The organism is Allotamlana fucoidanivorans (assembly GCF_045788535.1).
GTDB lineage: Bacteria > Bacteroidota > Bacteroidia > Flavobacteriales > Flavobacteriaceae > Allotamlana > Allotamlana fucoidanivorans.
On sequence record NZ_CP074074.1, the window covers coordinates 2,369,403 to 2,381,566 of the forward strand.

Consider the following 12,164-nt stretch of genomic DNA (forward strand, 5'->3'; position numbering starts at 1 on the left):
AATTACTTGTTGCTTATCAAATAGCGTTCCATTCACTAGGGTTTGCGTTCCATTCAGACAAAGTTTCAAGCTCTTTTTCTGTAATGTAGTTGGTTTGTAAGGCTTGTTCTAACAATGTTTCATAATTGCTTAAGGTTTGAAGTCTTACATTGGCGCTTTCAAAGTTTTCTGTGGCAACTTTAAAACCGTATGTGAATATAGCCACCATGCCCTTTACATTAACATTGGCTTCTTTTAAGGCTTTTACGGCATTTAAACTGCTTTTTCCAGTGCTAATTAAATCTTCAACAACCACAACGTTTTGTCCGCTTTCAATAAAGCCTTCAATTTGATTTTTTCTTCCATGACCTTTAGCATCGGGTCTAACATAAACAAAGGGTAGCCCTAAATACTCGGCAACCAGCATGCCTATGCCAATAGCACCCGTAGCTACGCCAGCAATGGCATCAGGTTTGCCATAATTTTTTTCTATCTGTTTACCCATAGTTTCTCTAATGTAATTTCTAATTGTTGGAAAAGAGAGTACAATTCTATTGTCACAGTAAATGGGTGATTTCCAGCCAGAAGCCCAAGTAAAAGGGGCGTTAGGACTTAATTTTATAGCATTGATTTGAAGTAAAACTTCAGCGGTTTTTTTTGCTGTATCTTTGTTAAAAATCATAGTTGCAGAATTTTGTACAAATTTAATTGTAATTGTATAGACTATACTACATTTAAAATAAATTTTTCAACATTGTCTTTTCTCAATTTAAAAATGATATTTTTACCCGAGTATAAATTCATTTGCCTATGCATAGAGTTTTTGTTGGGGACAAACCTATTGTATTGACTACCAGTATAGAAGAGGAAATAAACTTTAAGAATTACCTGTTAAGCACGGTAAATATGCCTAAAGTTATCCGACGGTTGAATAATACTTCATTAGCAGAAGTACGGCTAATTCATAAAAATGAAGATAAACTTCTTAAAAAATTTTTAAAAAAGTTACCAAATGTTATCGCGGGTGGCGGAAAGGTTTATAATGCAGAAGGTAAAATTCTTTTCATTTACAGAAACGATAAATGGGATTTGCCTAAAGGGAAAGCTGAAAAAAAAGAAAGTATTGAAGAAACAGCCATACGCGAGGTAACTGAGGAAACAGGAGTTTCTGGATTGAAAATTACAAAACCATTGGACGTCACTTATCATATTTTTAAAAGGAATGGTAGATATAAAATAAAAATCACTTATTGGTTTGAAATGAAAACCAAGTTCAGTGGTACTTTGACTGCACAAGAGAACGAAGGTATTACCAAAGTAGCTTGGTTGAATCATGAAGAAGCAAATGAGGCTCTTAAAAATTCATATGCCAATATTAAGTTGTTAGTTTAACGAAGTACTTAATTTAAGTTCTTATTGCGCTAGCTCTAACAATAAGATTTTTTCGTGTGGTTTTTTTGATTTTTCAAACGATTTCGATAGGCTTTGGGTTAATTATAATTGTTCTACTTGCAGATCAATATATTAACTGTAATTTTGCACCTTCAATAAAAAACCATGACTGAATTTATAAGAAAACGCGCTGCAAATGCCAAGAATGATATATTAAGTGGGATTACTGTTGCTTTAGCCTTAGTGCCAGAAGCCGTAGCTTTTGCCTTCGTGGCAGGTGTAGATCCTTTAGTTGGACTTTATGCGGCTTTTATGATTGGGTTAATCACTTCAATCTTTGGTGGGCGTCCTGGTATGATTAGTGGAGCAACAGGAGCTCTTGCTGTTGTTATGGTAAGTTTAGTGGCCGAAGGTAATGCCATGGGAGCACCTGAAGAACAATTAGGATTGTACTTTTTGTTTGTTACGGTTATTTTAATGGGTATAATTCAAATGCTGGCAGGCATTTTTAAACTAGGAAAGTTTGTTAGGTTAATTCCTCATCCAGTAATGATGGGGTTTGTTAATGGTCTGGCCATTGTGATTTTTCTATCGCAATTAGGTATGTTTAAAGATGCTAACGGTAATTGGTTTACAGGAACGCCATTGTATATTATGTTGGGGCTTGTGGCTTTAACTATGGGTATTATGTTTGTACTGCCTAAATTAACAAAAAAGTTACCTGAAGCCCTTATTGCCATTTTAGTGGTTTCATCTATCGTTATTTTTGGCGGATTTGATGTGGCTACCGTTGGAAGTTTTATTCGTGATGGTGGTGGAGAAGGGTTAAAAGGTAGTTTGCCTCAATTTCAAACAGATATTTTTACTAAGGTACCTTTTACTTGGCAAACTTTGAAATTTATTGGGCCTTATGCATTGATTCTTGCAGCCATTGGTTTAATTGAGTCGCTAATGACCTTAAATTTAGTGGATGAATTAACAGAAACTAGAGGGGATGCTAATAGAGAATGTATGGCGCAAGGCGGTGCTAATATTATTACTGGTTTCTTTGGGGGTATGGGTGGTTGTGCCATGATTGGTCAATCTTTAATTAATATCAAATCAGGGGGGCGCACAAGACTTTCCGGTATTGTTGCTGCTGTTCTACTTTTGGTCTTTATTTTATTTGCTTCAGGACTTATTGAACAAGTGCCTATTGCTGCACTGGTAGGTGTGATGTTTATGGTGGTTATTGGCACCTTTGCGTGGAGTAGTTTTAGAATATTGAATAAAATACCTTTAAGCGATGTGATTGTTTTGGTTGCTGTTTCTTCTTTAACGGTAATATTCGATTTGGCAATTGCCGTTATAGCCGGTGTTATTATTAGTGCCTTGGTGTTTTCTTGGGAGAATGCCAAACGTATTCGTGCTCGTAAACGCATACGTGAAGATGGTACTAAAGTCTATGAAATTTGGGGGCCTTTATTTTTTGGTTCTATTATAGCTTTTAATGAAAAGTTTGATGTAAAGAATGATCCTGAAATGGTAGAAATTGATTTTGTAGAATCAAGAGTTAGTGATCATTCGGCTATTGAGGCAATTTACAATTTGGTAGGAAAATATGAAGCGGCAGGCAAAAAAGTAAAATTGAAGCATTTAAGTGAAGATTGTAAAGTGCTTTTATATAAATCGAACCCCAAATTTAGAGAAGTAATTGTTGAAGATATTGACGATCCGCGTTATCATTTGGCAGAAAACCCCGAAGCCTTTACCAAGGGGTTAGCAGAGTATGATTTATAACATTACAGCATTATAAATTAAAAAAAGGTGGTTTTTTATCAACCACCTTTTTTTATACATTAATGTTTTGGTATTTACTTTATTCTTACACTATCAGGAACTAACTTGGTGTAATCTCCCTTATTTCTTATAACGTCACGCACAATAGAAGAGGCAATATAAGAGGTGTCTGCCGAAGTCAATAAAAATACGGTTTCAATGGGTGCTAAGTCTCTATTGGTATGAGCAATGGCTTTTTCAAATTCAAAATCGGCAGGGTTTCTTAAACCGCGTAAAATGAATTCAACACCTATGTCTTTACAGAAATCTACCGTAAGTCCTTTATAAGTCATGACTTTAACCTTGGGTTCATCAGCAAATGTTTTTTCAATAAAGGATTGGCGTTCTTTTAATGTAAACATATATTTTTTATCGGCATTGACACCAATAGCTACAATAATTTCATCAAAAAGGGTTACTCCGCGTTTAATAATATCATAATGCCCTTTTGTTATAGGATCAAAAGACCCTGGAAATAATGCTCGTTTCATGAAAACTTGTTTTCTTTCCGCCATGAGCGAAAAACATTTGTAGTGATTTATTTCAAAGATAACTAATAAATTACTTTAAAGCTTCTTCAATAGCATTATCAAAAAGCTCAAATAATGAGATATTCGCTGCAGCTGCCTGTTGGGGTAATATACTTTCTTTTGTCAAGCCAGGAATCGTGTTCATTTCTAATAAGTGTGGTTCGCCATCTTTAAAAATAAATTCACTACGACTGAATCCTTTCATTTTTAGTATTTCATAAACCTTTTTAGCTTCTCTAGTTACTTTTTCTTCTTGTTCTTGAGTAAGTCTGGCTGGTGTAATTTCTTTAGATTTACCTTCATATTTCGCTTCATAATCAAAGAAATCATTTTCAGAAACAATTTCAGTAATAGGAAGTACTTTTGTAGCACCCTTATAGGTAATAACGCCAACGGATACTTCAATACCGTCTAAAAAAGATTCTATAATAATTTCATCATCTTCTTTAAAAGCTACATCAATAGCGGTTTGTAACGCTTCTTTTTTATACACTTTACTGATACCAAAACTACTACCTGCTTTGTTGGCTTTAACAAAACAAGGTAAACCAACGCTTTTTATGATGGCCTGTTCATCAACCGCCTGCCCAAAATTAAGGTAATAAGAAGCGGCTGTTTTTATACCATAAGGTTTTAAAACGCTTAATAGGTCTCTTTTGTTAAAGGTTAAGCTAGCTTGATACATGTCACAACTTGTATTTGGTATGTTTAAAATTTCAAAATAGCCTTGCATAAAGCCATTTTCGCCTGGGGCACCATGAATGGCATTAAAAACACAGTCGAAAGTAGTTTTAAAACTATCTACATTAATAGAAAAATCATTTTTGTCTATAGGGAATTCCATGCCGTCTTCATCAACATACACCCATTTGTCTTTAAAAATATGAATTTTGTACGGTATGTATTTTGAGTCTTTTAAAGTTTCGTAAACAACCTGTCCGCTTTTCAAGGAGATTTTATACTCACTTGAATACCCTCCCATGATAATGGCTATATTTTTTTTCATTAAAGTTTAATTCAATTTTACTATTACCATCTAAAACAGATAATAAATCGTATTTATAATAGTGTGAGCTAAAATATCATATAAATAGCAAAAGAAAAAGCAGTTCTGTTTTTATATATTTGCCTAACTGAAAAATCTATACATGAGCATTGTTAAATTTCTTACCAGTAAAACATTTTTAAAGCAAATCATACTAGCTGTTGCGGCTCTAGTGGTTCTCTGTTTTTTGATATTGAAGTACTTAAATGTGTCTACAAATCATGGCGATTTTGAGACGGTTCCCGAATTAAAAGGGAAATCTATTGAGGTTGCTGAGGTAGAGCTTGCCGACAATAACTTAGTGATGAAAATTCAGGATTCGGCTAATTATAATCCAGATTATCCTAAGTATTCTGTGATTGAACAAGAACCTGTGGCTGGTGCAAAAGTTAAGGAAAATAGAAAGATATATATAACGCTCAATCCTTCAGGATATAGAAAAATGAATATTCCTGACGGACTAATAGATAGAACGCTTAGGCAAGTAAAACCAACCCTTGAAGCATTAGGTTTTAAGGTAGGAAAACTTACTTATGTAGATAATATTGGTAAGGATATTGTCTTAAAATTGTCGCACAAAGGTAAAGTTTTAAAGCCAGGAGACCAGTTGCCAAAAACGTCTGTAATTGATTTAGAATTAGGTAATGGTAACCGACCATAATTATGGATGACTATACCCCACAATTACCTGAAGAAGACAACTTGTATGAGCATCATGCATTTGTTGTAGGAAAAGGGCAAGCACCTCTTAGAATTGATAAATATTTGATGAATTTTGTAGAAAATGCTACCAGAAATAAGATTCAGGCAGCTGCAAAAAACGGAAGTATTTTTGTTAATGGTGTGCCCGTAAAGTCAAATTACAAAGTAAAGCCAGACGATTCTATCAGGGTTTTATTTTCTCACCCCACACATGAACAACTGCTAGTTGGTGAAGCTATTGATCTTGATGTGGTTTATGAAGATGATGATTTGTTGGTAGTGAACAAACCTGCTGGGATGGTAGTGCATCCAGGTCATGGTAATTACTCAGGTACATTAATAAACGCATTGATTTATAGGTTTGATAATTTACCCAATAATTCAAGTGAACGTCCAGGATTGGTGCATCGTATAGATAAAGATACAAGCGGACTTTTAGTAGTGGCTAAAACTGAGCAAGCCATGATGCATTTGTCATTACAATTTGCTGAAAAAACAAGTGAACGCGAATATGTTGCTTTGGTTTGGGGAAATGTTGAAGCCGATGAAGGTACTGTAGAAGGAAATATAGGGCGTCATCCTAAAAACAGGCTTCAAAATACTGTTTTTTTAGGAGATGAAACCGATAGAGGAAAACCAGCGGTAACGCATTATAAAGTTCTGGAACGTTTAGGGTATGTTACTTTGATATCGTGCAGGCTTGAAACAGGGAGAACTCATCAAATACGGGTACATATGAAACATATTGGCCACACCCTTTTTAATGATGAGCGTTACGGCGGTGATAAAATTTTAAAAGGAACCACATTTACTAAGTACAAGCAGTTTGTTGAAAACTGTTTTAAAGTATTACCACGTCAAGCGCTTCATGCTAAAACTCTGGGTTTTGAACATCCTACAACGGGCGAATTTATGAGATTTGAAGCACCTGTTCCTGATGATATTGAAGCCTGCGTTGAAAAATGGCGTAATTATGCCAAACATCAAGATATAGAGTAAGTCATGGTGTTTTAGCCAACATGTATTTTAATATCGGGAAATCTGATCTATTTCAAATTTTTTCATGGCTTCACCTTTTTTTAATTTGTATGTAATTTGACGTATACCTCCTGACGGAGCAGCATCAGAATCATCTGGTTTATAAACAGGAAAACGTTGTGCGAGGTTCGTTTCAATTAGGGTGAATTCGTCATGCCCTCTATAACCTTCATTTATTTTGGTTTGTTCAGCAGTGGGAGGGAAATAAACCATGCTCATAGACTTTTTGTTGTTTACCGAAAACCCGAAAACTTTACCTTGGTTATTCTGTGTTTCATTTTTAAGGTAAACCAGAAGTTCTGGTGAACCATCTGCATCTAAATCTTCAACCTCGACGTCTATAACATTAAAGCCATCAATATTAAAGGTTTCATCAAACGGGGAGACTTCTAAGCCAAAGGCATAAACATGCAATGTGTTTGTATTGTTTTGCATGATAGACGATACATTAAACCCGATACCTTGCAAGCTTAAATGCTTTGTAAACGCCGTTTTATCTATTTGATTTTGGTCTAAGTTGTTATTTATTTTAGAGTATGTGCCAGCTATTGTTGCTCCACCAGAACAAAAGAAGTAAAGTGAGTTTTCGTCTTCTTTTTTTTCCGTAGAAATTAAAATAGTATTATCTGTAAATGTATAGATGATGTTTTTACCGTCATACATAGACTCATAAGTAGTGTCGGTTTTTTTATAAGCTTTAGCATCGAAAGTACAAGTGGGCTTTTTCTTGTCGGCTCTTGAGCGTATAGAAATTAAAATGGTGTTTTTGGTGTCTTCTTTTACAGATACAGATACCCAATCATAACCCTGATCTCTTTTTGTATAACCGGTATCAACATAATTGCCTATAATACTTAAGGAGGCAGTAGGTGTAGCATGTTCAGTAGTTAAAGGGACATTGGTGGTATGGTTTTCTTTAGTTTGCTTACAAGCCAAAAGGAAGCAAATGCTTAAAATGTATGTAAGTGTTATGTTTTTCATGTGTTGTAAATAGAATCACTTATAAAGATAATATAATTTTAAGGATCCTTTAAAAGAAAAACAGAAGTACAATTCCTGATTGAATATGAAGCGCTTATGCTAATTCTTGCTCATAATACTTTCCTTGCCAAATGTTTTGTTGGGTAAGTGTTTTGTCAATTTTAGCAACAATTTCAAAATTTTTTAGACCATCCCATTTAGGAGCAATGAGCAAATCAAGAGGCGCTTCACTAATAAAGCGTTCTATGATGATATCAGGACGAAGTAAACCAACAAATTTGGCCATCAATTCTATATAGTCTTCAGAAGAAAATAAGTTAAAATCTTCTGGGGTACGTTGGTATTGATACGCCATGATAGAGCGTTTTACTATTTGTAAATGATGCAGTTTTAAGGTGTTTATAGGGAGCTTATTTAAGGCTTTTGCGTGATTTAGTAAATCTGCTGTAGTTTCGCCTGGTAGCCCCATAATAATATGGGCACCAAGAGAAATACCTTTGTTTTTACATTTTTGGTAGGCGGCTACAGTTTCTTCAAAGGTATGACATCGATTCACACGTTTTAATGTGCTGTTTAATGTGCTCTCAACACCAAATTCTAAAGACACATAAAAATCTTTTGAAAGCTTTGATAAATAATCTATGATGTCATCTGAAATACAATCTGGCCGGGTTCCAATAACCAAACCAATAACATTTGGAACTTGAAGGGCTTCCTCATACATAGATTTTAAAGACGCTATATCTGTATAAGTGTTGGTATACGCTTGAAAATAAGCTAAATATTTCTGCGTTTTATATTTTTTTGAAAACCGATCAATACCTTCTTCTAATTGTTGTGAAATACTTTTTTGAGGTTTGCAGTAATCAGGGTTAAACGTTTCATTATTACAATAGGTGCATCCACCGTAGCCTTTTGAACCATCTCTATTTGGACAAGAAAAGCCAATGTTTAAGGATATTTTTTGAATACGTTCTCCAAAAGTGTATTTTATATAAGATGAATAATCTAAGTAACGTTTACCTGTTATTTGCATATTAGAAAAAATAGAGTGCAAAAGTATTTAGAAATTAAAGTATGATTTATGATACTTGTTAGGTGGACTTTTTATTTTTAACAACAAGTCTCAAGGATTAAAGTGTCTAAGTTCATTAGAAATATTTATAGTTCTATTAGAATTATTATTTAAGGAAGATGTTCAAAAAGACTAAGGAATTGTACATTTGAAAAGAAAAATATAATGTATGAAACTCGTAATATCGCCTGCTAAGTCCTTAGATTTTGAAACTCAATTGCCTACAGATAGACACACAGAACCAAGGTTTTTAAAGCAATCTGAACGATTAAATAAACTACTTAAAAAGAAATCGGCCAAAAGTTTGTCTAAGTTGATGAGTATTTCTGATGCTTTAGGTCAGTTAAATTATGAGCGAAACCAAGCTTGGCACTTGCCTTTTACAACAGCTAATGCAAGGCCTGCGGTGTATGCTTTTGCTGGAGATGTGTATAGAGGTTTAGACGCTTACACCATTCCAGAAGAAAAACTTGAGGTACTTCAAAATAGTGTAAGAATCCTTTCAGGATTATACGGGCTATTAAAACCGACAGATTTAATTCAACCTTACCGTTTAGAAATGGGAACTAAAATGCCTGTTGGTGTTAACAAAAATCTATATGAATTTTGGAAAAAGGATATCACTAAGGCACTTAACGAAGAGTTAGAAGAAGACGAGTTATTTTTAAATCTGGCGAGTAATGAATACTTTAAAGTCATTGACGCCAAAGCCTTAAAAGTACCTGTGGTGACTGCAAATTTTAAAGATTTTAAGAAAGGAGAGTATAAGATGATTTCCTTTTTTGCTAAAGCAGCACGCGGACTCATGGCACGCTATGCAGTGGATACAAACGCGCAAACTATTGACGATTTAAAAGGGTTTAATTACGAAGGCTATCATTTTAGCGAACCCATGAGTAAAGGGAATGAATTAATTTTCATTAGATAAAACCTACTGGCTGTGTTTGTTGAATTTACTTAGGAGTAGCTTTGCCACTTATATTGATTTTGTTTTCAATAGAGGGCTTTTTCTTTATTTTTGGTCGTCTTACCCCAAAAGTACCTCGGTTGATTTTACCACGTTTTGATTTTTTATCACCTTTTCCCATGAGTCTTTAATTTATATGGTTTTTTGTATTATTAAAATAACAAAACTTCTCATAAAAACAAGTAAAAGATGTTTAAACATCATCATCCATATGAACCATTTATTAATTCAGATTCCACAAAACTGATTGTAGGGACACTGCCGCCTCCAAGGTTTTCAATAGGTGAGCTGTTAGAAAAAGACGTTAATTTTTGTTATGGTAGTTATTACAATTCCCTTTGGTTGTATCTTGATAAGATTCATAATTTGAATTTGACATTTGACAATTCGGAAGAAGCAATAAGTCAAAGAAAACAGTTTTTAATAAAACATAAAATAGGCATTTGTGATATTGTTGAAAGCTGTGAACGTGAAAAAATAGATGCCTCTGATCTAGGGATGACCAATATCGTGTTACGAGATTTAATAGGCTATATACAAAAACACCCAAGTATTGATACCCTCTTATTTACTGGAGGAAATAGTAAAAATGGGCCTGAATATTTTTTTAGGCAACACTTAAAAGAACACAGTTTGAAATTAAACCTGATTTCAAATGAGATTACTAGAATTCATCAGTTTACATATGCATCCAGAACCATAAAAACAGTTTCATTAACCTCGCCTTCAGGGTCTGCTAACCGCGCCATAGGGAGTATACCTCTATACAAACAGTTGAAAGCTTCAAATTCAAATTTCACGACGTTTGATTTTCGATTAATGCAGTATCGTGCGTTTTTTTAAGGGTATTTTTAAAAACAGAAAAGCCCAAGGTTACCTTGGGCTTTTTTTATGAAACGGTGTTAACTATTGTTTTTATTTAATCGCTTAAAGTTTCGCAGTAAACCCCTTTTGCTTTTAATTCGTTGATAAACCCTGTTTTTGTGATACTTCCATTAGCTTCTATTCTTAAAACATTGTCAATATCTTCAATATCAACAGACCAATCATGAATGTTTGAATGATTGTTGAAAAAAGAAGATATATGTTTTAATTTTTTTTTGGTTTTAATATTGGTTCTAAAGACCATAATAGTAATTGCATTCATAATTTTTAATCGATTAATCATGGTCTTTTATGCGTGAAACATAGGCTTCATAGGCTTCATTACCTTCTTCTTTCCAGAATTGATCGTAATACTTCCATTTTGAAAATTTACTTTTAAATTCTTTTTCGCATTCAGAGTCATTTGATGAAGATTCGCTTTTGCTGCCAAAGCCATTACATCCGCCAATTAGAATTTTTGAAAGGATAAAGATACCAGCGGCCTGCCAAAATGTAATAGTTGCTAAATGAAATAACTCGGGCATAAGCCAGTTCCATAACCACATAATAACAAATGCAAAAAGTATGGCTAAACCCGTTATGGTTATAGCTCCAAAAATGATCATTCCTGCAATAGCACCAGGTGATTTTCCTCTTAGTTTGTGTTTAAAAAAATGTGACATATCTATTATATTTAAGAAATTGTTTTTAGTTTTTTATTAAGCAAAGACATAGCTCGATGCCTTCTAGACATTAATGTGCCTATTGGCGTTTTGGTTATTTTTGCTATTTCTTTATAGCTGTATCCTTCAAAATCAATAGCAATTATAATCTCTCTGTATTTTGGTTTTAATTCAGTAATAGCTTTTCTTAGGGCCAATTTTAAAGTTTCAGAAAATGTTTCACCTGAACCTTCATCTCTAAAAGATTCAGCCAATGCTATAAGTTTTAATTCTTGTTTGTTTTCATAAGCCACAGTATAGTTTTTGTTAGATCTCAAAACGTCAATAATGCTGTTTTTAACTGCTCTATATACAAAACCAGCTACATTATTTATAGGAGAATAACGGTCTGCACTCGTAAATAGCTTCAGCGCTACATCTTGCAAAATATCTTCAGGGTCGCGATTAATATTAGTTTTTATTCTAGAACTAACATATCCTTTGAGTGCCTGATATTCTTGATTAAAAAAATCTTTTAGTTTTTTATTGTTATCTGGTTTCATGAAAAAAGCTCATTTTAATAGCTCTTCAACTATAAAGACGAAACATTTTAAATGCATTGCATTTTTTTTTGCAGCACACTAAAAAGTAGACGACTTAAACCTATAAATGTGTCATACGCAATAAGAGAAAATAGGGTAAATGAGGAGAGGTAAGTTTATTGGGTGGTTTAAGAGATTACAACAAGTTGTTTAAGGAATAAGGATTTTAAGTTTGTGGTTGGTATACTTGACCTCTGTGTGGCTTTAGTGCATCTCTTATAGGTTTCATGTCACAATCATCAACCACTAAAAAAGCAATAGCATGCATGTCATGTATGGCAGTATGTCCTGTTATTGAAATATTTAAATGATTGATAGTTATATATTCTTTTAAATGAATTTCATGATGCTCAGCCGTTTTTAGAGCATGTGGTCCATGAAAATCCCAAATCAGTTTTAGTTTACGCATGTCATTAGAAAAAACAATGATGTTTTTAGTGTTCAAATATAATTTAAAATTACGTAATAAACGGCTAGGGTATTCGTTAGATAAACACCTTGTAATATAG

The 12,164-nt window shown here is 33.7% G+C and carries 16 protein-coding genes; 6 read left to right on the plus strand and 10 right to left on the minus strand.

Annotated elements, in window-relative coordinates; all coding sequences use genetic code 11:
- Nucleotides 1-16: 16 nt before the first annotated feature.
- A complete protein-coding gene (gene pyrE, locus KFZ70_RS10440; protein ID WP_139695374.1) occupies nt 17-661 on the minus strand; it encodes an orotate phosphoribosyltransferase in 645 nt (214 codons plus the stop codon).
- 128 nt (nt 662-789) lie between these two features.
- On the opposite strand from pyrE, the gene KFZ70_RS10445 reads away from it, so the two are divergent.
- Together KFZ70_RS10445 and KFZ70_RS10450 are read left to right on the plus strand one after the other, a co-directional pair.
- Nucleotides 790-1,371, plus strand: coding sequence for an NUDIX hydrolase (locus tag KFZ70_RS10445; RefSeq protein WP_139695373.1), 582 nt, complete (start codon nt 790-792; stop codon nt 1,369-1,371).
- Nucleotides 1,372-1,536: 165 nt separating this feature from the next.
- Nucleotides 1,537-3,150 (plus strand): SulP family inorganic anion transporter, encoded by a 1,614-nt coding sequence (locus KFZ70_RS10450; RefSeq protein ID WP_139695372.1) that lies wholly within the window; start codon nt 1,537-1,539, stop codon nt 3,148-3,150.
- 74 nt (nt 3,151-3,224) lie between these two features.
- Here the strand turns inward: KFZ70_RS10450 and coaD are convergent, their stop codons facing one another.
- Entirely contained in the window at nt 3,225-3,680 is a 456-nt protein-coding gene (coaD, locus tag KFZ70_RS10455; RefSeq protein WP_139695371.1) for a pantetheine-phosphate adenylyltransferase, read from the minus strand.
- A 70-nt stretch (nt 3,681-3,750) separates the two neighbouring features.
- Nucleotides 3,751-4,725 (minus strand): D-alanine--D-alanine ligase, encoded by a 975-nt coding sequence (locus KFZ70_RS10460; RefSeq protein ID WP_139695370.1) that lies wholly within the window; start codon nt 4,723-4,725, stop codon nt 3,751-3,753.
- A gap of 142 nt (nt 4,726-4,867) precedes the next feature.
- Here KFZ70_RS10460 and KFZ70_RS10465 point away from each other — a divergent pair, with 142 nt between their 5' ends.
- Complete coding sequence (locus tag KFZ70_RS10465; RefSeq protein ID WP_139695369.1) at nt 4,868-5,425, plus strand: PASTA domain-containing protein; 558 nt, start codon at nt 4,868-4,870, stop codon at nt 5,423-5,425.
- 2 nt (nt 5,426-5,427) lie between these two features.
- Nucleotides 5,428-6,465, plus strand: a complete 1,038-nt coding sequence (locus KFZ70_RS10470; protein WP_139695368.1) for an RluA family pseudouridine synthase — start codon at nt 5,428-5,430, stop codon at nt 6,463-6,465.
- 27 nt (nt 6,466-6,492) lie between these two features.
- On the opposite strand, the gene KFZ70_RS10475 is transcribed toward KFZ70_RS10470, so the two are convergent.
- Nucleotides 6,493-7,485, minus strand: coding sequence for a hypothetical protein (locus tag KFZ70_RS10475; RefSeq protein ID WP_139695367.1), 993 nt, complete (start codon nt 7,483-7,485; stop codon nt 6,493-6,495).
- Nucleotides 7,486-7,579: 94 nt separating this feature from the next.
- Nucleotides 7,580-8,521: a TIGR01212 family radical SAM protein gene (locus KFZ70_RS10480; protein ID WP_139695366.1), complete on the minus strand. Its 942-nt coding sequence runs from the start codon at nt 8,519-8,521 to the stop codon at nt 7,580-7,582.
- A gap of 208 nt (nt 8,522-8,729) precedes the next feature.
- Between KFZ70_RS10480 and yaaA the strand changes: the two genes are divergently transcribed.
- Nucleotides 8,730-9,488: a peroxide stress protein YaaA gene (gene yaaA, locus KFZ70_RS10485; RefSeq protein WP_139695365.1), complete on the plus strand. Its 759-nt coding sequence runs from the start codon at nt 8,730-8,732 to the stop codon at nt 9,486-9,488.
- Nucleotides 9,489-9,513: 25 nt separating this feature from the next.
- Here yaaA and KFZ70_RS10490 read toward each other — a convergent pair whose 3' ends face one another.
- A complete protein-coding gene (locus tag KFZ70_RS10490; RefSeq protein ID WP_139695364.1) occupies nt 9,514-9,648 on the minus strand; it encodes a 30S ribosomal protein THX in 135 nt (44 codons plus the stop codon).
- A gap of 68 nt (nt 9,649-9,716) precedes the next feature.
- On the opposite strand from KFZ70_RS10490, the gene KFZ70_RS10495 reads away from it, so the two are divergent.
- Nucleotides 9,717-10,370, plus strand: coding sequence for a uracil-DNA glycosylase family protein (locus tag KFZ70_RS10495; protein ID WP_139695363.1), 654 nt, complete (start codon nt 9,717-9,719; stop codon nt 10,368-10,370).
- Between the two features lie 76 nt (nt 10,371-10,446).
- On the opposite strand, the gene KFZ70_RS10500 is transcribed toward KFZ70_RS10495, so the two are convergent.
- The 4 genes from KFZ70_RS10500 to KFZ70_RS10515 form a co-directional block, all read right to left on the minus strand.
- Nucleotides 10,447-10,674, minus strand: a complete 228-nt coding sequence (locus KFZ70_RS10500) for a hypothetical protein (protein WP_139695362.1) — start codon at nt 10,672-10,674, stop codon at nt 10,447-10,449.
- Nucleotides 10,675-10,687: 13 nt separating this feature from the next.
- Complete coding sequence (locus KFZ70_RS10505) at nt 10,688-11,074, minus strand: hypothetical protein (protein ID WP_139695361.1); 387 nt, start codon at nt 11,072-11,074, stop codon at nt 10,688-10,690.
- An 11-nt stretch (nt 11,075-11,085) separates the two neighbouring features.
- Nucleotides 11,086-11,616: an RNA polymerase sigma factor gene (locus KFZ70_RS10510; protein WP_139695360.1), complete on the minus strand. Its 531-nt coding sequence runs from the start codon at nt 11,614-11,616 to the stop codon at nt 11,086-11,088.
- Nucleotides 11,617-11,821: 205 nt separating this feature from the next.
- Nucleotides 11,822-12,064 (minus strand): hypothetical protein, encoded by a 243-nt coding sequence (locus KFZ70_RS10515; protein WP_139695359.1) that lies wholly within the window; start codon nt 12,062-12,064, stop codon nt 11,822-11,824.
- Between the last annotated feature and the right edge of the window lie 100 nt (nt 12,065-12,164).

Bases quoted from the DNA above. Each gene is read 5' to 3' on its own strand.
- pyrE (WP_139695374.1), bottom strand. From the start codon at position 661: ATGATTTTTAACAAAGATACAGCAAAAAAAACCGCTGAAGTTTTACTT.
- KFZ70_RS10445 (WP_139695373.1), top strand. From the start codon at position 790: ATGCATAGAGTTTTTGTTGGGGACAAACCTATTGTATTGACTACCAGT.
- KFZ70_RS10450 (WP_139695372.1), top strand. From the start codon at position 1,537: ATGACTGAATTTATAAGAAAACGCGCTGCAAATGCCAAGAATGATATA.
- coaD (WP_139695371.1), bottom strand. From the start codon at position 3,680: ATGAAACGAGCATTATTTCCAGGGTCTTTTGATCCTATAACAAAAGGG.
- KFZ70_RS10460 (WP_139695370.1), bottom strand. From the start codon at position 4,725: ATGAAAAAAAATATAGCCATTATCATGGGAGGGTATTCAAGTGAGTAT.
- KFZ70_RS10465 (WP_139695369.1), top strand. From the start codon at position 4,868: ATGAGCATTGTTAAATTTCTTACCAGTAAAACATTTTTAAAGCAAATC.
- KFZ70_RS10470 (WP_139695368.1), top strand. From the start codon at position 5,428: ATGGATGACTATACCCCACAATTACCTGAAGAAGACAACTTGTATGAG.
- KFZ70_RS10475 (WP_139695367.1), bottom strand. From the start codon at position 7,485: ATGAAAAACATAACACTTACATACATTTTAAGCATTTGCTTCCTTTTG.
- KFZ70_RS10480 (WP_139695366.1), bottom strand. From the start codon at position 8,521: ATGCAAATAACAGGTAAACGTTACTTAGATTATTCATCTTATATAAAA.
- yaaA (WP_139695365.1), top strand. From the start codon at position 8,730: ATGAAACTCGTAATATCGCCTGCTAAGTCCTTAGATTTTGAAACTCAA.
- KFZ70_RS10490 (WP_139695364.1), bottom strand. From the start codon at position 9,648: ATGGGAAAAGGTGATAAAAAATCAAAACGTGGTAAAATCAACCGAGGT.
- KFZ70_RS10495 (WP_139695363.1), top strand. From the start codon at position 9,717: ATGTTTAAACATCATCATCCATATGAACCATTTATTAATTCAGATTCC.
- KFZ70_RS10500 (WP_139695362.1), bottom strand. From the start codon at position 10,674: ATGAATGCAATTACTATTATGGTCTTTAGAACCAATATTAAAACCAAA.
- KFZ70_RS10505 (WP_139695361.1), bottom strand. From the start codon at position 11,074: ATGTCACATTTTTTTAAACACAAACTAAGAGGAAAATCACCTGGTGCT.
- KFZ70_RS10510 (WP_139695360.1), bottom strand. From the start codon at position 11,616: ATGAAACCAGATAACAATAAAAAACTAAAAGATTTTTTTAATCAAGAA.
- KFZ70_RS10515 (WP_139695359.1), bottom strand. From the start codon at position 12,064: ATGCGTAAACTAAAACTGATTTGGGATTTTCATGGACCACATGCTCTA.